Origin of the sequence: Limnohabitans rimovensis (SeqCode) (assembly GCF_965234775.1) — a bacterium.
GTDB lineage: Bacteria > Pseudomonadota > Gammaproteobacteria > Burkholderiales > Burkholderiaceae_C > Limnohabitans > Limnohabitans rimovensis.
Genome location: NZ_OZ248562.1, coordinates 1,118,665 through 1,138,378 on the forward strand (window position 1 = coordinate 1,118,665; position 19,714 = coordinate 1,138,378).

The window sequence follows — 19,714 nt, forward strand, 5'->3', positions numbered from 1 at the left end:
CGGTCATGGCTTCCATTTGTATTTGACTTGCACGGTGAAGGCCCCATGCAGTCGGTTTTCATAGTCAGGCAACAAGCTCATGCCCACGCCCCATTGGTCCCACTCGCGGGTGGCCACCGGGGTCAGAAAGGGGAATACCCCGCCATCGAGCATTCGGGGGTAGCCGTTGATCAAGCCGACAAAAGCGCCCCAACGCCAACCCGCCCACTGCCAGGGCGTCCAATATGCACCGGCGTAATAACTGCGCGCCCAATCGCTGTTGTGAAAAAAGCCCCCAGACCAGGATACCTCGCTGGATTGGCGCCACTCTGCACCCAAACCGGTGTTGAGGTTATTGAAACCCAAACCATGCTTGGGGAAGTGATAAGAAACGAAACCCGGGTTGACCCAAATGTCCTGTGCAGTGGAGCTGTCTTGAGACTGGACCGGGGCACCGATCCCCAAGCCCACGGCCAGCCACCCAAGTTTGGCCATGGGCCTTGCGGGTGACCGACAAAAACACGATGAAAGCAACCGTATCCATTTCATGGGCGAATGCTAACCGCTCGCCATGTCAGGTCGCTGCCACGACAGATCCCCCGGCCAATTCAAGCTAGCATTCGGCACGCAATACCCTTGGAGAGATTTGTGAGCGCACTTTTCAGCGAATTCGAACTCGGTTCTGGCCGCGGCCCCCTCAAGTTGGCCAACCGCATTGTGGTGGCCCCCATGTGCCAATACTCTTGTGTGGATGGCTTGGCCAGCGATTGGCACCTGATGCACTGGGGCAATTTGCTCAACAGTGGCGCCGGGTTATTCACCATCGAAGCCACCGCTGTGTCTGAGCGCGGGCGCATCACCCCAGGCTGCTTGGGCCTGTACAACGACGCCACAGCCCAGGCCATGGCCGATGTGCTGGGGCGGGCGCGCCGACTGGCCCCACCGGTGCCGGTGTCCATCCAATTGGGTCATGCGGGCCGCAAGGCATCCAGCCATGTGCCTTGGAACAGCGGCAAGTTGATCCCCCAAAACGAAGGCGGTTGGTGGCCCGAGGCCCCGTCTGCCGTGCCCATCACCGCGACCGAACCCGCCCCCGAGGCGATCAGCCCAGCGGCCTTGGACGGCATCCTGAAAGACTTTGTCCGCGCTGCTCAACGGGCGCAAGAGATGGGCATTGAGGCCATCGAATTGCATGGTGCCCATGGCTACTTGTTGCATGAATTTTTGTCGCCCATCTCCAACCAGCGCAGCGACAACTTTGGCGGCAGTTTTGAAAACCGCATTCGCTTTCCCTTGCAGGTGTTTGAAGCCGTGCGCCAGGTTTACAGCGGCAGCTTGGGCATGCGGCTGTCGGCCACCGACTGGGTCGAGGGCGGTTGGACGGCCGAAGAAACGGCCGACTTGTCGTTGCGACTCAAGCAGGCAGGGGCCAACTTCATGCACATTTCTTCAGGGGGTGTGTCACCGCAGCAAAAAATCAATTTGGTTCCGGGCTACCAAGTGCCGTTTGCCAAGATGGTGAAAGATAAATCCGGTCTGCCCACCATTGCCGTGGGCTTGATCACCGAAGCCGCCCATGCCGAATCCATAGTGGCCAACCAAGAAGCGGACTTGGTCGCCTTCGCGCGCAGCTTTTTGTACAACCCACGCTGGGCTTGGGCAGCCGCCGCCGAGCTCAAAGGCTCAGTACAAGCCACCCCCGCTTACTGGCGCTGCATGCCCCGCGAGGCGCAGCACATTTTCAGCACCGCCAAAGTGGGCATGCGTTAAAAAGCTTCACCACAAGTCTGTCATCGCTGCGCGTACTGTGTGACGCACCGGGCACCCCATTCAAACGGGTTCATCCGCCTGCAAGCCCGTGTGCACCGTGGGGTAGCGCAAACGCAAGCGCAACTCTTCTTTCATGCGGGTGTTATCCAGGCGCCTGGATTCGCTCATGAAGCTCAGCAGCATCAAGGGCAACTGGTCTTTGGCCGTGTCACGGGGCACCCGCTTGGGGCGGGGCAAGCCAAAAATATCTGCGGCCACGTCAAAGTAGTCGCCCATCTTGAGTTGGCTGTCGTCGCTCACGTGATAGACCCGCTGCGGTCGACCGCGCCACAGCGCCAACCAGCAGGCGCGGGCCAAGTCATCGGCATGGATGTGGTTGGTATAGACATCGTCTGAGGCTTGCAACACCAGCGTGCCTTTGCGCAAGCGCTCTTGGGGAGTGCCCCCATCGCGGTCCAACGCATAGATGCCCGGGATGCGCAAAATGCTGGCCTGCACCCCTTGGCGCACGCCCGTACCTTTGCCCTGCCAGCGCAAGCGCTTTTCCGCATCCACGCGGCGGTAGGCCCGGGGGGTGAAGGGGGTGACCGGTTGCGATTCATGCACCCAAGCGCCATGGCAATCGCCATACACACCGCTGGTGGAGCCATAGACCCAACTGCGCGGCCAGGTGCGCCGATTCAAACTGCGCATCAAGGCCAGGGTGCGCGGGTCCGACCAACCCTCGGTGGGTGGCGGCGCCAAATGCACCATCCGCGTGGCCAGACCGGCCAAGCGGCGCAGGCTATGGGCGTCATCCAGGTTGCCCAACAAAGGCATGATGCCCTGTCGCCTCAGCACGGCACAGTTATCAGGCGTCGAGGTCAAGGCCATCACCCGCAAAGGGCCGGGTGTCAGCCGCGCCAAACGCTGACCCACGTCGCCACAACCAACGATGAGCAAGCGTTGGCGGCGAAAGCGGGCGGGCAAGGCGCCCAGCGGGGTTTGGTTTGAAGGCAAAATCGCAGACTTTACAAATATTTCAATCCCAAGGATAACCAAACATGAGTTTCAGCGTCACGGTCCAACCCAGCGGCCGCCATTTCACGGCCCAAGCCGACGAGACCTTGCTCAGCGCCGGCTTGCGCCAAGGCATTGGCCTGCCCTATGGCTGCAAAGACGGTGCCTGCGGATCTTGCAAAAGCAAAAAAATCAGCGGTGATTTGGTCATGAGCGAGTACCAAAGCAAGGCCTTGAGCGACACCGAAAAAGAACAAGGCTATGTGCTGACCTGCCGCGCAACGGCCACCTCGGACCTGGTGCTGGAGTCGCGCCAAGTGGTCGAGGAAGGCGCTTTCCCCATCCGCAAAATGCCAGTGCGGGTGCTCAGCATGGCCCAAGCTTCACACGATGTGATGGTGATCCAGTTGCAATTGCCCGCCAACGACAGCTTCCAATTCCGCGCAGGACAGTACATTGACTTTTTGCTGCGCGATGGCGCGCGCCGCAGCTACTCCATGGCGAATGCCCCGCACACCTTGGTCGCAGGCAGCCCCAGCGTGGAGCTGCACATTCGCCACATGCCGGGTGGCAAATTCACCGACCATGTGTTTGGCGCGATGAAAGAAAAAGAAATTCAACGCATTGAAGGGCCACAGGGGAGCTTTTTCTTGCGCGAAGACAACCCGGAGCCCTTGGTGTTTTTGGCCTCTGGCACCGGTTTTGCCCCGATCAAGGCCATCATTGAGCACATGCGCCATGCCGGCATTGAGCGCCCCACCACTTTATATTGGGGCGGGCGGCGTCCGTCCGATTTGTACATGGACGCCTGGGTGCGCGAGCAAACCGCTGCCCTGCCCTGGTTGACCTATGTGCCCGTGGTTTCCGACGCCTTGCCCGAAGACGCCTGGACCGGCCGAACCGGCTTTGTGCACCGCGCTGTGCTGGAAGACTTTGCCGACCTCAGCGGCCACCAGGTCTATGCCTGTGGCGCCCCCATCGTGGTGGACTCGGCACGGCAAGACTTTTGCACTTTGGCTGGCCTGCCCAGCGATTCGTTTTTTGCCGATTCCTTCATCACCGAGGCCGACAAGGCCAAAAGCTGACAACACACAACAGGAGCCCCACCATGCCCATCACAAATCCTGCGCGCCTCATTCGACTGGCTCGGGCTTGGCTGATCGCCCTTGCGATGTTGGCTTGGGGTTTGGCCGGGGCACAATCCGCACCCGGGGGCAAGCCGATTCGGCTGATCGTGCCCTACGCCGCCGGTGGCCCCATCGATGTGACCGCGCGGTTTTTGGCCGAGCGGGTCAAAGACAGCCTGGGCACGGTGATCGTCGAAAACCGCCCTGGTGCGGGCGGCAACATCGGTGCCGATGCCGTCGCCAAGGCCGCGCCCGATGGACTCACCATTGGCATTGCCGCCACTGCCACCCATGCCGTCAACCCCTGGTTGTATGCCCGCATGCCCTACAAGGCCAGCAGCGACTTTGCGCCCATCACCCAAATGGTGCGGGTGCCCAATGTGCTGGTGATGAACGCCGACACCGCCAAACGCCTGAACATTGATTCGTTGAAAAGCTTTTTGGCCTATGCCAAAGCCCACCCCGGTCAACTCAATGTGGGTTCGGGCGGCAATGGCAGCGCCGGGCATTTGGCCGCCGAGCTGTTCAAAGCCCGGGCAGGCATTTTTGCGGTGCACATCCCCTACAACGGCGGCAACCCGGCGCAACTGGCCTTGCTCAGCGGACAGGTGGACTTTAACTTTGACAACCTGGCCACGGCTTCGGCCAACATCAAAGCGGGCAAGTTGTTGGCCTTGGCCGTGACCACTGCGCAACGCAGCCCCATGCTGCCAGATGTGATGGCTCTGTCTGAAGTTTTGCCCGGGTTTTCCGTCGATACCTGGTGGGGCCTGGTGGCGCCCGCCGCCACCCCCAAAGACATATTGGCCAAACTCAACCAAGCCTTTGTCGCAGCTTTGCGCTCCAGCGAGGTGCGCGAGCGTTGGTCGCAAATGATGGCCGAGGCCGTGCCCAGCGACAGCGAAAGCTTTGGTCGCTTCATGGCCAGCGAATTGGCCAAATACGAGCCCGTGGTCAAGGCCAGCGGGGCCAAGGTCGACTGAGCCAAGCCAGCCGATCATGAGGTGGTTTTAAGTTCTGCGTCCTGGCGCCATGAACAGACCGATGCGCGCTGGCGGCTCCCCTCAGCGCCGATGACCGACCTCAAAGTCGTTTCGGCCAGACACATCCTTGCCGCGCAGCAACCACAGTGGCCGGGTGGCAAAACTCACCGGCACGCCCGACTGTCCGTCCACCGGCTTGAGGCTGCGGTCAAAGTGTGAACTCGCAGGCATATAGCGCAAGGCCACACCGGTGCGGCGTTGCCCCGATGTATTGGCCTTGGCGCCGTGGATCATGTAGACATCGTGCATCGACATCTGACCGGGTTCCAGCTCCAAATCCAGCGCTTGCGACTCCTCAAATACGCCATCGGCCATGCGTTGGTTCAAGGTCAAGTCGGTGCGGTCTTCGTGCAAATGGGGATGCAACTGCTTGCCCTGGTGCGAGCCTGGGATCACCCGCAAACAACCATTGGCCCGGGTGCTCGGGTCCAACGCCACCCACACCGTGCAAGTGGCCAGGGGGCGGATGGGCCAATAGTGACCGTCTTGGTGCCAAGGGGTTTCATAACCTTCACTCGCAGGTTTACAAAACACATGGCAGCCCCACAGAACAATGTTGGGGCCGATCAACTGTTCCACCAAATCGATGATCGGCGGGTGCATGGCCAGGTCCAAAAAGGCTTGGCTGCCGCGCACGCCTTCATCGTTTTTGCCTTCAATGTGGGCGCTGACCAGTTTTTCAGGGCGCACACCGGGGTTGTCGCGCAGCAGGGTTTCCAAGGCGTTTTGCACCTTGGACAGCACCTCAGGTTCCAGCCGATAGCTGGGCACCAGACAACCATGGGTCTGGAAATCGGTGATATCTTGTGAACTCAAAAAATCGCGCATGTTTGTCTCCTTGGACCTCATTCACCCAGATACGCTGCTCGGACTTTGGGGTCGTCTAATAAATTTTTGGCCGCGCCGCTCAATGTGATCAGGCCCGATTCCATCACATAGGCTCGGTCGGCAATTTGCAAGGCCCGTCGCGCATTTTGCTCCACCAAAAGAATGGTCATGCCCTGGGCTGCCACGCCTTGGATCACCTCGAAAATTTTGTCCACCATCAAAGGCGACAAGCCCATGGAAGGTTCGTCCAGCAGCAGCAGTGTGGGCTGCGCCATCAAAGCGCGGCCCATGGCCAGCATTTGTTGCTCGCCACCGGACAAGGTGCCCGCCAGCTGGGTGCGTCGCTCTTTGAGGCGGGGGAAGGTGGTGAAGATGCGGTCGATGTCGGCTTGGATCTGGGCTGAACCATCGCGGATGTAAGCGCCCATTTGCAGGTTTTCCATGATGGTCATGCGGCCAAAAATGCCACGCCCCTCGGGCACCATGCACAAGCCCTGACGCACCAAATCCCACGCGCCCAAACCGGCAATGTCGCTGCCTTGGTAATGAATGCGCCCCGCTTGGGCCGGCATACCGCCGGCGATGGCTTTCAAGGTGGTGGTTTTGCCTGCGCCGTTGGAGCCAATCAGGCTCACCAACTCACCGGGGAAGACTTGCAAATCCACGCCTTTGACCGCCTCAATGCCGCCATAGGCCAGGACCAGTTGCTCCACTTGCAACAAGGCCTGGGCCGGGGTCGATGCGTTGTGGGCTGGCTGCGTCATGTCAATGGGCCCCAGTGCCCAAATAGGCTTCAATCACCTGGGGATCGCGCTGCACCTGCGCCGGTGTGCCTTCGGCGATGCGCTGGCCGTGGTCGAGCACGGTCACCCGGTCGCACAGCCCCATGACCAGTTTGACGTCGTGCTCAATGAGCAACACGGTGCGATGGTCGTTGCGAATTTTGTCAATCAAGGCGCGCAGTTGCAGCTTTTCAGTGGCATTCATGCCTGCCGCAGGTTCGTCCAAGGCGATGAGCAACGGGTCGGTGGCCAGGGCGCGGGCAATTTCCAGTCGGCGTTGGTCGCCGTAACTGAGGGTGCGGGCTTTGAATGGTGCGTAGTTGCCGATGCCCACGTACTCTAGCAAGGCTTGCGCACGCGCGGCAGTGTCGGCCTCTTCGGCACGAAAACGGGCCGTGCGCCAAATGGCGCCCCATACCCCAGCACTGGTGCGGCAATGGCGCGCGACCATGACGTTTTCCAAAGCGGTCATCTCGGCAAACAAACGGATGTTTTGAAAGGTGCGGGCAATCCCCGCTTGCGCCACTTTGTGCACCGCGCTGGGCTCGTAGGTTTGGCCACCCAACTCAAAAACGCCGCTGTCGGGCGTGTACAAGCCGGTGATGACATTGAAAAACGTGGTTTTACCCGCACCGTTGGGGCCGATCAAACCATAGACCTGGCCACGCTCGATGCGCAAATCCACACCGCTCAAAGCCTGCAGGCCGCCAAAGCGCTTGCCCACCCCTTGCACATTCAGCACCGCCTCGCTCATGGGGCCCTCTGTCCTGAGCTTGACTGGCCATGTTCGGGGGTTGGCCACAGGCCACGCGGGCGCCACAGCATGATGCCGATCATGGCCAGGGCAATCAACAATTGGCGCAATATCGCCGGGTCAAAGCGCCCGCCAGTGAGTTGTTGCAGGGGGGCTGCGATCAAGCGCAGCACCTCGGGCAAAGCGGCCAACAACACGGCACCCAAAATCACGCCTGGCAAATGGCCCAAGCCGCCCAGCACCACCATGGCCACGATCATCACCGACTCCATCAGGCTGAAGGATTCAGGTGAAATAAAGCCTTGAAACGCCGCAAACATGGCCCCAGCGACACCGCCAAAACTAGCGCCCATGGCAAAGGCCAGCAGTTTCAAGTCACGGGTGTGGATGCCCATGGCCCGGGCTGCGACCTCGTCTTCGCGGATGGCCATCCAAGCACGACCGATGCGCGAACGCTCCATGCGATGGCACACAAAAATGCTGACCAAGACCAAAACCAAAAACAAGTAGTAGTACAAAGTCACCGAAGGCAATTCGATAAAGCCCAGGTCGAGTCGCTTGGACAAGGGATGCCCCAGGACAGACACCGCATCGATCGAACCCAAACCCTTGGGCCCATTGGTGATGTTGATGGGTTGGTCCAGGTTGTTCATGAACACCCGAATGATTTCACCAAAGCCCAAAGTCACAATGGCCAAGTAATCGCCGCGCAGCTTCAAGGTGGGCGCACCCAGCAAGGCGCCAAAAAAAGCCGCCAGCACCGCCGCCATGGGCAAGACCGCCCACAAGCTCAAATGCAAGCCGTTGGGGAACCACGCCACCAAGGCCGGAAAGGCTTCGAGCAAATGGGGCGAAGCCAGCAAGCCGTACAAATAAGCGCCCAACGCAAAAAAGGCCACATACCCCAGGTCGAGCAAGCCGGCATAGCCCACCACCACATTCAGGCCCAGTGCCAACATCACATACAGCAAAGACATGTCGGCAATGCGCACCCAGGCATTGCCAAAGCTTTGCAGCACCAGCGGAAAAGCCAGCAACACCACGGCCCATAACCAGGCCTGAGATTTAGAGGTGACTCGGATTCCCATGCCTGCCGTCCTCAAGCCCGATCGGCTACGCGCTCACCGAGCAAACCCGAGGGGCGCAAGGTCAAGATCGCGATCAGCACCAAAAACGCAAAGATATCGGTGTACTGGCTGCCCAACACCCCCCCGGTCAGCGCGCCGATATAGCCTGACCCAATCGACTCGATCAAGCCCAGCAGCAAGCCACCGACCACCGCCCCGGGTAAATTGCCAATACCGCCAAAAACTGCAGCAGTGAATGCTTTGAGGCCCGGCAAAAAACCCATGTGGTGGTGCACCGTGCCGTAGTTGGATGCCCACATCACCCCAGCAATGGCGGCCAACACCGCGCCCATGACAAAAGTGGCAGAAATCACCGTGTCGGGTTTGACGCCCATCAAAGCGGCCACGCGGGGGTTTTCGGCCGTGGCACGCATGGCCCTGCCAAGGCGCGTGGCATTGACCACCCACATCAACACCGCCAAAGAAATGGCGGTGACACACAAAATCATCAACTGGGTGGGCGTGATGACCGCCCCGGCCACGGCCATGGGTTCAGAGGGCAGCAAGGTGGGATAGGGCTTGTAATTGGGCTTCCAAATGATCATGGCCAAGGTCTGCAACAAGATGGAGACCCCAATGGCGGTGATCAAGGGCGCAAGTTTGGGTGCGTCGCGCAAGGGGCGGTAAGCGATTTTCTCAATGGCATAGTTCAGCGCCGCAGAGACCACACAGGCGATCAACACAGCCAGCAACAAGACCACGGCCGCCGGCGAGTCGGGCGAAGCCTCCTTCATCCAGCCAATCGCAGTCCAACTGGTGATCGCGCCCACCATCAACACCTCGCCGTGGGCGAAGTTGATGAGGTTGATGATGCCGTACACCATGGTGTAACCCAGCGCCACCAAGGCGTACATGCTGCCGATGACCAAGCCGTTGATGATTTGCTGCAGGAAAATATCCATTCGGTCTTATTAGAAATGGTGGCCAGCGGTGTGAGACCGGTTCAATGTATTTGCATGCAAGTGAGCGGGTGTGTGCTGGGTGGCTCCCCGGTTGCAAACCATTCTAGACACGCAGTGCTGCGCCGGGGTCAATGCCCTGGTTTTGGGGTGGCTATTTTTTTGCGCCCCTGGCTTGGCGATTCGTTTCTCGCAAAGATCGCATTTTTTCAGCAATTTTGATCTCTAAACCCCGCTCCACCGGTTCGTACAAAGTGGGCGGCGTCATGCCCTCTGGCCAATAGTTTTCGCCAGCGGCAAACGCATCGGGTTCGTCATGGGCATAGCGATAGGCTTTGCCGTAGTCCAAGTCTTTCATCAAGGCGGTGGGGGCATTGCGCAGGTGCAGCGGTACTGGGCGGGTGCCATCGGCCTTGATGAGTTTTCGCACGCTGTTGTAGGCCTTGTACACCGCGTTGGACTTGGGTGCCACCGCCAAATACACAATGCATTCGGCCAAGGCCAACTCACCCTCGGGTGAGCCCAAGCGCTCGTAAACCTCAGCGGCGTCCAGCGCCAAGCGCAGTGCACGCGGATCGGCCAAGCCAATGTCTTCGGCGGCCATGCGGATCATGCGCCGCGCCATGTACTTGGGCTCGGCCCCGCCATCGAGCATGCGCACCAGCCAATACAACGCGGCATCGGGGTCGGAACCGCGCACCGATTTGTGTAAGGCGCTGATGGTGTCGTAAAACTGCTCGCCACCTTTGTCGTAGCGGCGCATGCGCTCGCCCAACACCTTCATCAGCCACGCATCACTCACCTGTTCGAGCTTTTCATGCTGCGCCGCCACCGCCAAGGTTTCCAAGGTATTGAGCAAGCGCCGCGCATCGCCATCGGCATAAGCGATCAATCGCGCTTGAGCATCGGCGTCCAAGATGGGCACGGCCTGGATGGCGTGGGCTTTGTCGATGATGTGGGCCAAATCAATGTCCGACAAAGGCTGCAACACATACACCGCCGCCCGGGACAACAGGGCTGAGTTCACTTCAAACGAAGGGTTTTCGGTGGTGGCGCCAATGAAGGTGAACAGCCCGGACTCCACATGCGGCAAAAAAGCATCTTGCTGGCTTTTGTTGAAGCGGTGCACCTCGTCCACAAACACAATGGTGCGCTTGGGGGCCAGCGAATCGCGCTCAGCCAGCGCCTTGTCCACCGCTTCACGGATTTCTTTCACCCCACCGAGCACCGCGCTGATGGCCAAGAACTGCGCGTCAAACGCATCGGCCATCAAACGGGCGATGGTGGTTTTGCCCACCCCCGGCGGCCCCCACAAAATGCAGCTGTGGGGTTGGCCCGATTCAAACGCCACCCGCAGGGCCATGCCCTCGCCCAACACTTGCTGCTGACCAATCACCTCGCCCAAGCTGCGCGGGCGCAGACGCTCGGCCAGGGGCGTGTGGGTTGGCAAGGTGCTCATGGGGTGGTGGGCACCCAGGTGCTCAGGGCCTGAGCACTTCAACGCCAGCAGGTGGGCTGAACTGAAAGCCAGATGCCCCCAAGCCTGCCGGATTGGTTTCAATGCGGTCAAACACCAGCACCGAGCGTTGCCCCATGGCGTCGGCCATCTCCAAGCGCGCCAACTGCACGCCCGTGCCAGACACCCGCAGCCCCAAGCGCATGGATTGCATGCCCGCATCTTTGGACACGGGGGTGGCCTGCACCCATTGCAAACCATCTTGTTCAGGTTGTGCCAGCAATTGAAATTCCTTTTGCAAGGCACTCACATCGCTGGCCATGGCGATCACTGCCATCGGCGTGGACCCCAGGGCTTGGCCCTGTGCACGGGCCGTGGCTTGTTTGAGTTCTGCGTCGTAAATCCACAAGGTTTTGCCATCGGCGACGATGGATTGGGCAAAAGGCTTTTGATAGTCGAGCCTGAAGTGCTGGGGCCGCATGAAGGCAAATGCGCCACTGGATTGTTTGGTGCGCGGCGCTTGACCCGATTTGGATGGCAAAGTGACGGTTTGCACAAAATCAGCCCGCCCGCTGCGTGTGGTTTTCAAAAATACACCCAGGCTGTCCATGGCATCGGCCTGCGCGGCAGCGCACACCATCCAACACGCCATCAGCACAAAAAAACGGCGCATCTCACTCGGCCCGACTGGGCACCAAAATTTCACGCTGACCGCTGGTGCTCATGGAACTGACCAGGCCGGCCTTTTCCATGTCCTCGACCAAACGTGCCGCGCGGTTGTAGCCAATTTTCAGATGCCGCTGCACCAAGGAAATGCTGGCCTTGCGGTTTTTCAAAACAATCTCGACAGCTTGGTCGTACAAGGGGTCTTTTTCGCCGCCGGCGGCGCCCAAGCCATCCAAATCCAGGTCGCCGCCTTCGACGGTACCGCCTTCCAGCAAGCCCTCGACATAGTTGGGCTCACCTTGGGTTTTGAGGTAGTTGACCACCCGGTGCACCTCTTCATCACTGACAAAAGCCCCATGCACGCGGATGGGCAAACCCGTACCACTGGGCATATAGAGCATGTCGCCCATGCCCAACAAGGCTTCAGCCCCCATCTGGTCCAAGATGGTGCGGCTGTCGATTTTGCTGCTCACCTGAAATGCAATGCGGGTGGGAATATTCGCTTTGATCAAGCCGGTGATCACGTCTACGCTGGGTCGTTGGGTGGCCAAGATCAAATGGATGCCTGCGGCGCGTGCCTTTTGGGCCAAGCGGGCAATCAGCTCTTCGATTTTTTTGCCCACCACCATCATCAGGTCGGCCAATTCATCGATCACCACCACGATGTGGGGCAAACGCTCCAGCGGTTCGGGCGACTCTGGCGTCAAGCTAAAGGGATTGCCGATGTGCTCCTCGCGGGCAGTGGCTTCGTCAATTTTGGTGTTGTACCCAGCCAAGTTGCGCACACCCATTTTGCTCATCAGCTTGTAGCGGCGTTCCATCTCGGCCACGCACCAAGTCAACCCGTGTGCGGCTTGTTTCATGTCGGTCACCACCGGCGCCAACAAATGGGGAATGCCTTCGTAAACCGACATCTCCAGCATCTTGGGGTCGATCATCAACAAGCGCACATCGCGCGCCTCGGCCTTGTACAGCAGCGACAAAATCATGGCGTTGATGCCCACCGATTTGCCCGAACCCGTGGTGCCCGCGACCAACACATGCGGCATCTTGGCCAAATCAGCCACGATGGGGTTGCCCACAATGTCTTTGCCCAAACCCATGGTGAGCATGGACTTGGCTTCGTTGTACACCTGCGAGCCCAAAATTTCGCTCAGCTTGATGGTTTGCCGCCGCGCATTGGGCAGCTCCAAGGCCATGAAGTTTTTACCAGGAATGGTCTCGACCACGCGGATCGACACCAGGCTCAGCGAGCGGGCCAAGTCTTTGGCCAGGCCCACCACTTGCGAGCCTTTGACGCCGGTGGCGGGTTCGATTTCGTAACGGGTGATCACCGGTCCTGGCGCAGCGGCCACCACCCGCACCTCGACCCCAAAGTCTTTCAACCGCTTTTCAATCATGCGGCTGGTCATCTCCATGGTTTCGCTCGACACCGTGTCTTGGCGGGTCAGGGCCCCATCGAGCAAGTCCACCTGGGGCAAATGGCTGTCGGGCATCTCTTGGAACAAGGGGCGCTGGCGCTCTTTGGCCACCCGGGTGCTTTTGGGCACGTCCAACACCACGGCTTCAATGTTCACCGCCGGGGCTGTGGGTTCATCCATGTCGGGGCGAGATTCGGTGATGATTTCATCGCGCTCACGGGCCGCTGCTTGACCCATGGCCAGGTCTTGGGCCAGCTCGCGCTTTTCGCGCCAAGAAGCCACAAAGCCATCGATGGACGCACCAATATATTGCGCGACCTGCACCCAAGAAAAGCGAAACACCCATGAGGCACCCACCAGCATCAAGGCGATGAACACCAAGCCCGCCCCGTTGAATCCCAGCCAATGCTCGCTCACCGGGCCAATGAAGTAACCCACCACGCCACCACTGATGCTGCCCGCGAGTTGGTCTTCAAAGCGGTACAAACGGCTCCACTCCAGGGCTGCGCTCGACAACAGCAGCATGGCCAAACCGCTCCAGAACGCCGATTTGGTGTGGCGCCAGGGCACATCGGCCACGGTCGCGCCTTCATTGCGCAAGCGTTGCAGCAAAGCCCTGACCCAGACCGACAAGGCCGCGCCATACGACCACCAAATCGAATAGCCGAGCATGAAAAACCCGATGTCGCTGATCAAGGCGCCCAAGCGGCCCGCGGCATTGCGCGTGACCGCCCCTGCCCCAGAGGTGGTCCAGGCCGAATCACCGGGGTGATGGGAAATCAAGGCCAAGAGCCAAAACGCCAGGAACAAAAACCCGGCGGTCAAGGCCATTTCTTGGGCAAAACGGCGCCAGCCCGTGGGTTCGGGCCCGGCATCGCGGTCTGCGTTCAAGGTATTGAGGGAGTACGTCATGTCGAAAACCGCAAGCTTACCCCAGCCAAAGGGTGGAAAGCCCGCCAAAATTCGGGAAAACCCACCCTTCTTACAATGTCGTTTGCCGCCCTGACCGGCGACCCACTTCTCCAAGGCCCCCATGACCACCCACGCACAAGTCCTCATCCTCGGCTCTGGACCGGCCGGTTACACCGCCGCCGTTTACGCCGCCCGCGCCAATCTCAAACCTTTGTTGATCACCGGCATGGCCCAAGGCGGCCAGTTGATGACCACCACCGAGGTCGATAACTGGCCTGCCGACGTGCACGGCGTTCAAGGCCCCGACCTGATGCAACGCTTTTTGGAGCACGCGCAGCGCTTCAACACCGAGATCGTGTTTGACCACATCAACCAGGTTGATTTTTCCAAACGACCCTTCACCCTCAAAGGCGACAGCGGCACCTATACCTGCGACACCTTGATCATCGCCACCGGCGCATCGGCCAAATACCTGGGTCTGCCCTCTGAGCAAGCCTTCATGGGCCGGGGTGTCTCCGGCTGCGCCACCTGTGACGGCTTTTTCTACCGAGAACAAGCCGTTTGTGTGGTGGGCGGTGGCAACACCGCCGTGGAAGAGGCCTTGTATTTGTCCAACATCGCCAGCCAAGTGCACTTGGTGCATCGCCGCGACAAGTTCAAAGCCGAGGCCATCATGATCGACAAGCTGATGGACAAAGTCAGCAGCGGCAAGATCGTGCTGCAACTGCACAGCGTTTTGGACGAGGTTTTGGGCGACGCCAGTGGCGTGACCGGCGTGCGGCTGAAAAGCATCACCGACCACAGCACCCGCGACCTGGCCTTGCAAGGCTGCTTCATTGCCATTGGCCACCAGCCCAATACCGATATTTTCAAAGGCCAGCTGGACATGAAGGACGGCTACATCATCACCCAAAGTGGCTTGCAAGGCATGGCCACCATGACCAGCGTGCCTGGCGTGTTTGCGGCCGGCGACGTGCAAGACCATGTGTACCGCCAAGCCATCACCAGCGCGGGCACCGGCTGCATGGCCGCCCTGGACGCCCAGCGGTTTTTGGAGCAAGCCAGCTGAACCCCGTGCCTTTCGGGTTCCGCTGCAGCCCATTGCCCCATTTGTTCTCTGCCTTGACCCCAGTCCCAAGTTAGCACCCGCTTTGCCTCAGGCTGGTGCAGCTTAGGTAGCGCGTCTGCCAAAGCCCAGGGGCCAGCGGGTTATTTCGGGCTATAATATATGGCTTATCTCCTCACAGGGGGTAAGTGTCGCGCCAATCGGTGTGGCACAGGGATACCGCCCCCTTTTGGCGAGGTCAGGTTCGCAACCACCGTTGTGGGCCGTTTGAATGGAGTGTCCTCATGGCACGCGTATGTGAAGTCACGGGCAAAGGCCCGATGGTGGGAAACAATGTCTCCCACGCCAACAACAAAACCAAGCGCCGTTTCCTGCCCAACCTGCAGTACCGCCGTTTTTGGGTCGAAAGTGAAAACCGCTGGGTGCGTTTGCGCGTGTCCAACGCCGCATTGCGCTTAATCGACAAAAAAGGCATTGAAGTGGTTCTCGCAGATTTGCGTGCCCGCGGTCAAGCCTGATTCACCCCACATCCCTGGCCTTCACCCAATGGGGTTGAACGCCATCCATCACAGACTGAAAGGATTTCACCATGGCTTCCAAAGGCGGACGCGAAAAAATCAAGCTTGAATCTTCGGCAGGTACCGGTCATTTCTACACCACCAGCAAGAACAAGAAAACCATGCCCGAGAAAATGACGATCATGAAATTTGATCCCAAAGCCCGCAAGCATGTCGAGTACAAGGAAACCAAGCTGAAGTGATTCAGCCTGGCGCCCAAAGAAAAAACCGCTCCTCGGAGCGGTTTTTTCATGGTCGGTCGGCATCAGTTGCCCGTCTGAAAGCCCATAGGCTTTTTTCCTGAGCCAGATTCAGCCTTGGGCAACCCGTCCCTCAGAGGCGTGCCATGCGCAAGCGTAGCGAGAACTCTTGCAAAGCCGCCACGCCACTGTCCTCGGCTTTGCGACACCAGGCTTGCAAATCGCTGGCCAACTGGTCTCGCGAGCGGTGGGTGCTCAGCCACAGTTGGCGCAATTCTTCGCGCATGCGAACCATGGTGTCGGCATCGGGCAGCACCGCGCGGGCTTGTTCCAAGCTGTGGCTGGCCCAACTGGGCACCTTGTCGGCGTCGCGGTGCATCCAGCGGCGCGCCACTTTCAGCACCGAATCGGCGGGTTGCTGGGGCAAACGGGCAATCTCTTGGGCCACCGCGCGCTGAAGTTCGCGGGCATATCCGGCCATGACCTCGTAGCGGTTGACGATCAATGCCTCCAGGGTTTGCTCATTGGCAACGGGCTGAACATCGCCCCATTGCAGCTTGGGCGGGGTTTTCTTGACATGGGCCAAACCCAGGGTTTCAAGCACGCGGATGTACAACCAGCCGATGTCGAACTCATAGGGCTTGACCGACAACTTGGCCGAGGTGGGGTAGGTGTGGTGGTTGTTGTGCAACTCCTCGCCACCGATCAAGATGCCCCAAGGTGAAATATTGGTGCTGGCGTCAGGCGCTTCGAAATTGCGATAACCCCAGTAGTGGCCAATGCCATTGATGATGCCCGCAGCGGTGACGGGGATCCACATCATTTGCACCGCCCAAATGCTCAGGCCCACCACGCCAAACAAAGCCAGATTGATGATCAGCATCACACCCAGGCCTTGCCAGGGAAAGCGCGAATACACCCAGTTTTCCACCCAATCGTTGGGCGTTCCGTGGCCATATTTGCTCAAGGTTTCGGTGTTGCGGGCCTCGGCACGGTACAGCTCAGCGCCTTGCCAAAACACCGTTCGAATGCCTCGGGTTTGCGGGCTGTGAGGGTCTTCTGGGGTTTCACATTTGGCGTGGTGCTTGCGGTGGATGGCCGCCCAGGCTTTGGTTTGCATGCCGGTGGTGAGCCACAGCCAGAGTCGAAAGAAGTGGGCGGGAACGGGGTGCAAGTCCATCGAGCGGTGGGCTTGGTGGCGGTGCAAATAAATGGTAACCGCTGCGATGGTGATGTGCGTCAGGCCCAAGGTCACCCACAGCAGTTGCCAAGCTGTCAAATCCCACACACCGTAGGCCAGCCAATGCAACATGGCGGTGATGAAGGGAGAGTCAGTGATCCACATCGCGATTCCTTTCAAACCCTGTCAAGGGTCATAACCATTGATTTTAAGGCGCGCACCAAACGGCGGCAAAAAAACCATCCGTGCCATGCCGGTGGGGCCACATGCGCAAATACATGCCGTCATCGCCACACAATTGCGCGGCCTGGTCCACTTTGAGTTCCGTCAGGGCATCCTGGACCGACAGGGGAACCCACTTCGGGTGACGTTGGCTGAAAGCCTGGGCCACGGCTTCGTTTTCCTCCAGCATGGTGCTGCACGTCGCATATACCAAACGGCCACCGGGCTTGAGCAAACGGGCCGCGCTGTCCAATATGGCGTTTTGCTGCACGGACATGGCCTGCATCCCCTCGGGCGACTGGCGCCACTTCAAGTCGGGGCTGCGGCGCAAGGTGCCCAGGCCTGAGCAGGGGGCGTCTACCAGCACCCGATCGATCTTGCCACTCAGGCGCTTGATGCGGTCATCGCGCTCATGGGCAATGGCCAATGGGTGCACATTGGACAAGCCACTGCGTGCCAAGCGGGGCTTGAGGCCCTCCAAGCGGTGTGCCGATGTGTCCATGGCATACAAGCGGCCGGTGTTGCGCATGGCAGCGCCCAAGGCCAGGGTTTTGCCGCCACCGCCTGCACAAAAATCAACCACCATCTCACCGCGCTTGGCGTCCACCAACAAGGCCAGCAATTGCGAGCCTTCGTCTTGCACCTCCACAGCGCCTTGGCTGAAGGCCGCGCTGTCGCTCAAGTTGGGCTTGTCCAGCAAGCGCAAGCCCCAGGGTGAAAACGGCGTGGGTTCGCTGGCGATGCGTTCTTTTTTCAACTGGGCTTGCACCTCTGAGCGCTTGTGACCCAAGGCATTGACCCGCAAATCCATGCCTTGCGGGCGGTTCAAAGCCGCCACATACGCCCAAAAATCATCGCCCAATTGGGCCTTGAGGGACGCCACCAGCCATTCGGGCAAATTGTGCCGATGCCGGTCGAGCAAGGCCTGGCGGTCCACCGCATCGCATTGCTCCAGCCATTTTTTTTCAGGCTCGCTCAGGGCGCTGCGCAAAAAATCCCTGGCGCCTTGTCCTGGCTGCGGGCTGTGGGCCAGCTGGTCTTGGTGATGGGCAAACCCCAAGATGGCCATGCGCCGCTCTTTGGGGCCCCTGCCCGAAGGCGACAAATGGTCAAACAACAATTTCTGGCGCAACACGCTGTAAACCGCACCCGACAAGGCGGTGCGCTCACGCGGCCCCAAGCCCAAAGACTTGCGGTGTTGCTTGAAAAATTGGGACACCACCGCGTCGGCGGGGTGGTCGAACTTCAAAACCTGGCGAACCAATTCGGTGCAGGCGTCCATCAGGGCTTTGGGGTGCATGGTGCATTATCGAGCCTGATCGACCAAATCCTCATGCCACGGTATGTCGAGCGCAAAGCTTTATGCTCTCGCCCATGTCCGACACTGACCTCTCTCCCCTGCCCACCCTGCCACTGGGCCCCTACATGCACTACAAAGGCCTGCGCTACGAAGTGCTGGGCGTGGTGCGCCACAGCGAAACCTTGGAGCCTTTGGTGCTGTACCGCGCTGAATACGGTGAGCGCGGACTGTGGGTGCGGCCGTTTGCGATGTTCACCGAAGAGGTGGTGATTGGGGGCGTGAAGCAGTTGCGCTTCACGCCACTAACGGCTTAAGCAAACACGCCAGCCGTCTCTTGCATCTGCGCAGACACCAAACCCAAGTGGTGCAAGCTGTCGCCCAAGCTGAGTTCGATTTGCGTCAAGCGCTTGAAGCAGTGGCTGACGATGTACTCATCGGTCACGCCAATGCCGCCGTGCAGTTGCACCGCTTCTTGGCCCACATGGCGGGTGGAGCGCCCAATTTGGTACTTTGCCCGCGACACCGCCAGTGAACGCTCAGCAGCCGGGGCATTGAGTTTGAGCGTGGCGTAATAGCTCATGGAGCGGCCCAACTCGAGTTGCATTTTCATGTCGGCCACGCGGTGGCGCAGCGCCTGAAAACTGGCAATGGCGACACCAAACTGTTTGCGGGTGTTGAGGTATTCCACGGTGACAGCCAAGGTTTTTTCCATCAAACCCACGGCTTCGGCGCACAAGGACGTGGCACCCACATCCACCGCCAGTTGCAAGGCAGCCAAACCGTCCATGGTGATGAGTTGTGCAGGGGCGTCTTTCAGTTTTAGCTCTGACATGCGACTGCCGTCTTGCGCCAGGTAGGCATGGGCCGTGTTGGTGGCCGCACTGCGCGGCACCAAGAACATCGCCTGCTGACCATTCACCGTGGCAGGCACCAAAAAGCCATGGGCGTGGTCACCGGCAGGTACCAAGCTCTTGTGACCACTCAACTGCCACGCACCGCCCACTTGGCTGGCAGTGGCTTGGCATTTGTGCAAGTCGTAGCGAGCGCCTTTTTCATGGTGCGCCAACACCAGCAAAGCCTCGCCACCGGCCAAGCGGGGCAGCCATTCGGTTTTCAGGTCTTCGGGAGCGAAAGCTTGCAGCACCGCCGTGCTGATCCAGGTGTGGGCCAGGGGTTCCATCACCATGCCGCGACCCAACTCTTCCATCGCCACCATGCCCTCGGTGGGCCCCATGGCCATGCCGCCATACGCATCTTGCACATACAAACCGCACAGACCCAATTCGGCCATGGCTTGGTAGGCGCTGGCAGAAAAACCACCTGCGGCCACCACACTGCGACGTTCGTCAAAGCTGTAGGCCTTGTCCACCCATTTGCGAACTGCGTCGCGCAGTTGTTCTTGTTCGTCTGAAAAATCAAAGTCCAT

General features: G+C 59.6%; 20 protein-coding genes. 7 read left to right on the forward strand and 13 right to left on the reverse strand.

Annotated elements, in window-relative coordinates:
* Nucleotides 1-3: 3 nt before the first annotated feature.
* On the reverse strand, nucleotides 4-474 hold the full coding sequence (locus AC8GFZ_RS05350; protein WP_506643079.1) for a hypothetical protein: 471 nt from the start codon (nucleotides 472-474) through the stop codon (nucleotides 4-6).
* A 153-nt stretch (nucleotides 475-627) separates the two neighbouring features.
* Between AC8GFZ_RS05350 and AC8GFZ_RS05355 the strand changes: the two genes are divergently transcribed.
* Complete coding sequence (locus AC8GFZ_RS05355; protein ID WP_506643081.1) at nucleotides 628-1,749, forward strand: NADH:flavin oxidoreductase/NADH oxidase; 1,122 nt, start codon at nucleotides 628-630, stop codon at nucleotides 1,747-1,749.
* A gap of 60 nt (nucleotides 1,750-1,809) precedes the next feature.
* On the opposite strand, the gene AC8GFZ_RS05360 is transcribed toward AC8GFZ_RS05355, so the two are convergent.
* On the reverse strand, nucleotides 1,810-2,748 hold the full coding sequence (locus AC8GFZ_RS05360; protein WP_506643083.1) for a Rossmann-fold NAD(P)-binding domain-containing protein: 939 nt from the start codon (nucleotides 2,746-2,748) through the stop codon (nucleotides 1,810-1,812).
* 44 nt (nucleotides 2,749-2,792) lie between these two features.
* Here AC8GFZ_RS05360 and AC8GFZ_RS05365 point away from each other — a divergent pair, with 44 nt between their 5' ends.
* Together AC8GFZ_RS05365 and AC8GFZ_RS05370 are read left to right on the forward strand one after the other, a co-directional pair.
* On the forward strand, nucleotides 2,793-3,833 hold the full coding sequence (locus AC8GFZ_RS05365) for a CDP-6-deoxy-delta-3,4-glucoseen reductase (protein WP_506643085.1): 1,041 nt from the start codon (nucleotides 2,793-2,795) through the stop codon (nucleotides 3,831-3,833).
* A gap of 23 nt (nucleotides 3,834-3,856) precedes the next feature.
* Nucleotides 3,857-4,858: a Bug family tripartite tricarboxylate transporter substrate binding protein gene (locus tag AC8GFZ_RS05370; protein WP_506643087.1), complete on the forward strand. Its 1,002-nt coding sequence runs from the start codon at nucleotides 3,857-3,859 to the stop codon at nucleotides 4,856-4,858.
* 81 nt (nucleotides 4,859-4,939) lie between these two features.
* Here AC8GFZ_RS05370 and AC8GFZ_RS05375 read toward each other — a convergent pair whose 3' ends face one another.
* The 8 genes from AC8GFZ_RS05375 to AC8GFZ_RS05410 form a co-directional block, all read right to left on the reverse strand.
* Nucleotides 4,940-5,746 carry a phytanoyl-CoA dioxygenase family protein gene (locus tag AC8GFZ_RS05375; protein WP_506643089.1) on the reverse strand — a complete coding sequence of 269 codons (807 nt, stop codon included), beginning with the start codon at nucleotides 5,744-5,746 and terminating at the stop codon, nucleotides 4,940-4,942.
* Between the two features lie 17 nt (nucleotides 5,747-5,763).
* The gene (locus tag AC8GFZ_RS05380) at nucleotides 5,764-6,510 is read right to left on the reverse strand and encodes an ABC transporter ATP-binding protein (protein ID WP_506643091.1); all 747 of its coding nucleotides are present in this window, start codon (nucleotides 6,508-6,510) and stop codon (nucleotides 5,764-5,766) included.
* 1 nt (nucleotide 6,511) lies between these two features.
* Nucleotides 6,512-7,282, reverse strand: coding sequence for an ABC transporter ATP-binding protein (locus tag AC8GFZ_RS05385; RefSeq protein WP_506643093.1), 771 nt, complete (start codon nucleotides 7,280-7,282; stop codon nucleotides 6,512-6,514).
* Nucleotides 7,279-8,370 carry an ABC transporter permease subunit gene (locus AC8GFZ_RS05390; RefSeq protein WP_506643095.1) on the reverse strand — a complete coding sequence of 364 codons (1,092 nt, stop codon included), beginning with the start codon at nucleotides 8,368-8,370 and terminating at the stop codon, nucleotides 7,279-7,281. Before AC8GFZ_RS05390 ends, AC8GFZ_RS05385 begins: the two co-directional genes overlap by 4 nt.
* Nucleotides 8,371-8,381: 11 nt before the next feature.
* The gene (locus AC8GFZ_RS05395) at nucleotides 8,382-9,311 is read right to left on the reverse strand and encodes a branched-chain amino acid ABC transporter permease (protein ID WP_506643097.1); all 930 of its coding nucleotides are present in this window, start codon (nucleotides 9,309-9,311) and stop codon (nucleotides 8,382-8,384) included.
* Between the two features lie 151 nt (nucleotides 9,312-9,462).
* Nucleotides 9,463-10,767 (reverse strand): replication-associated recombination protein A, encoded by a 1,305-nt coding sequence (locus AC8GFZ_RS05400; RefSeq protein WP_506643099.1) that lies wholly within the window; start codon nucleotides 10,765-10,767, stop codon nucleotides 9,463-9,465.
* A gap of 22 nt (nucleotides 10,768-10,789) precedes the next feature.
* The gene (gene lolA / locus AC8GFZ_RS05405) at nucleotides 10,790-11,437 is read right to left on the reverse strand and encodes an outer membrane lipoprotein periplasmic chaperone LolA (RefSeq protein ID WP_506643101.1); all 648 of its coding nucleotides are present in this window, start codon (nucleotides 11,435-11,437) and stop codon (nucleotides 10,790-10,792) included.
* 1 nt (nucleotide 11,438) lies between these two features.
* Nucleotides 11,439-13,763, reverse strand: a complete 2,325-nt coding sequence (locus tag AC8GFZ_RS05410) for a DNA translocase FtsK (protein WP_506643103.1) — start codon at nucleotides 13,761-13,763, stop codon at nucleotides 11,439-11,441.
* 121 nt (nucleotides 13,764-13,884) lie between these two features.
* Between AC8GFZ_RS05410 and trxB the strand changes: the two genes are divergently transcribed.
* The 3 genes from trxB to rpmG all read left to right on the forward strand — a co-directional run bounded on the left by trxB (nucleotide 13,885) and on the right by rpmG (nucleotide 15,589).
* The gene (trxB, locus tag AC8GFZ_RS05415; protein WP_506643105.1) at nucleotides 13,885-14,832 is read left to right on the forward strand and encodes a thioredoxin-disulfide reductase; all 948 of its coding nucleotides are present in this window, start codon (nucleotides 13,885-13,887) and stop codon (nucleotides 14,830-14,832) included.
* 281 nt (nucleotides 14,833-15,113) lie between these two features.
* Entirely contained in the window at nucleotides 15,114-15,347 is a 234-nt protein-coding gene (gene rpmB / locus AC8GFZ_RS05420; protein ID WP_506643107.1) for a 50S ribosomal protein L28, read from the forward strand.
* A gap of 71 nt (nucleotides 15,348-15,418) precedes the next feature.
* Nucleotides 15,419-15,589: a 50S ribosomal protein L33 gene (gene rpmG, locus AC8GFZ_RS05425; protein WP_502214355.1), complete on the forward strand. Its 171-nt coding sequence runs from the start codon at nucleotides 15,419-15,421 to the stop codon at nucleotides 15,587-15,589.
* A 130-nt stretch (nucleotides 15,590-15,719) separates the two neighbouring features.
* On the opposite strand, the gene AC8GFZ_RS05430 is transcribed toward rpmG, so the two are convergent.
* Complete coding sequence (locus AC8GFZ_RS05430) at nucleotides 15,720-16,931, reverse strand: DesA family fatty acid desaturase (RefSeq protein ID WP_506643110.1); 1,212 nt, start codon at nucleotides 16,929-16,931, stop codon at nucleotides 15,720-15,722.
* Nucleotides 16,932-16,974: 43 nt separating this feature from the next.
* Nucleotides 16,975-18,288 carry an RsmB/NOP family class I SAM-dependent RNA methyltransferase gene (locus AC8GFZ_RS05435; RefSeq protein ID WP_506643112.1) on the reverse strand — a complete coding sequence of 438 codons (1,314 nt, stop codon included), beginning with the start codon at nucleotides 18,286-18,288 and terminating at the stop codon, nucleotides 16,975-16,977.
* 74 nt (nucleotides 18,289-18,362) lie between these two features.
* On the opposite strand from AC8GFZ_RS05435, the gene AC8GFZ_RS05440 reads away from it, so the two are divergent.
* Nucleotides 18,363-18,602, forward strand: coding sequence for a DUF1653 domain-containing protein (locus tag AC8GFZ_RS05440; protein ID WP_506643114.1), 240 nt, complete (start codon nucleotides 18,363-18,365; stop codon nucleotides 18,600-18,602).
* Here the strand turns inward: AC8GFZ_RS05440 and AC8GFZ_RS05445 are convergent.
* Complete coding sequence (locus AC8GFZ_RS05445; protein ID WP_506643116.1) at nucleotides 18,599-19,714, reverse strand: acyl-CoA dehydrogenase family protein; 1,116 nt, start codon at nucleotides 19,712-19,714, stop codon at nucleotides 18,599-18,601. The genes AC8GFZ_RS05440 and AC8GFZ_RS05445 overlap by 4 nt on opposite strands.

Coding starts and splice junctions, on each gene's coding strand:
- AC8GFZ_RS05350 (WP_506643079.1), bottom strand. CDS start 474: ATGGCCAAACTTGGGTGGCTGGCCGTGGGCTTGGGGATCGGTGCCCCG.
- AC8GFZ_RS05365 (WP_506643085.1), top strand. CDS start 2,793: ATGAGTTTCAGCGTCACGGTCCAACCCAGCGGCCGCCATTTCACGGCC.
- AC8GFZ_RS05370 (WP_506643087.1), top strand. CDS start 3,857: ATGCCCATCACAAATCCTGCGCGCCTCATTCGACTGGCTCGGGCTTGG.
- AC8GFZ_RS05375 (WP_506643089.1), bottom strand. CDS start 5,746: ATGCGCGATTTTTTGAGTTCACAAGATATCACCGATTTCCAGACCCAT.
- AC8GFZ_RS05380 (WP_506643091.1), bottom strand. CDS start 6,510: ATGACGCAGCCAGCCCACAACGCATCGACCCCGGCCCAGGCCTTGTTG.
- AC8GFZ_RS05385 (WP_506643093.1), bottom strand. CDS start 7,282: ATGAGCGAGGCGGTGCTGAATGTGCAAGGGGTGGGCAAGCGCTTTGGC.
- AC8GFZ_RS05390 (WP_506643095.1), bottom strand. CDS start 8,370: ATGGGAATCCGAGTCACCTCTAAATCTCAGGCCTGGTTATGGGCCGTG.
- AC8GFZ_RS05395 (WP_506643097.1), bottom strand. CDS start 9,311: ATGGATATTTTCCTGCAGCAAATCATCAACGGCTTGGTCATCGGCAGC.
- AC8GFZ_RS05400 (WP_506643099.1), bottom strand. CDS start 10,767: ATGAGCACCTTGCCAACCCACACGCCCCTGGCCGAGCGTCTGCGCCCG.
- lolA (WP_506643101.1), bottom strand. CDS start 11,437: ATGCGCCGTTTTTTTGTGCTGATGGCGTGTTGGATGGTGTGCGCTGCC.
- AC8GFZ_RS05410 (WP_506643103.1), bottom strand. CDS start 13,763: ATGACGTACTCCCTCAATACCTTGAACGCAGACCGCGATGCCGGGCCC.
- trxB (WP_506643105.1), top strand. CDS start 13,885: ATGACCACCCACGCACAAGTCCTCATCCTCGGCTCTGGACCGGCCGGT.
- rpmB (WP_506643107.1), top strand. CDS start 15,114: ATGGCACGCGTATGTGAAGTCACGGGCAAAGGCCCGATGGTGGGAAAC.
- rpmG (WP_502214355.1), top strand. CDS start 15,419: ATGGCTTCCAAAGGCGGACGCGAAAAAATCAAGCTTGAATCTTCGGCA.
- AC8GFZ_RS05430 (WP_506643110.1), bottom strand. CDS start 16,931: ATGTGGATCACTGACTCTCCCTTCATCACCGCCATGTTGCATTGGCTG.
- AC8GFZ_RS05435 (WP_506643112.1), bottom strand. CDS start 18,288: ATGCACCCCAAAGCCCTGATGGACGCCTGCACCGAATTGGTTCGCCAG.
- AC8GFZ_RS05440 (WP_506643114.1), top strand. CDS start 18,363: ATGTCCGACACTGACCTCTCTCCCCTGCCCACCCTGCCACTGGGCCCC.
- AC8GFZ_RS05445 (WP_506643116.1), bottom strand. CDS start 19,714: ATGGACTTTGATTTTTCAGACGAACAAGAACAACTGCGCGACGCAGTT.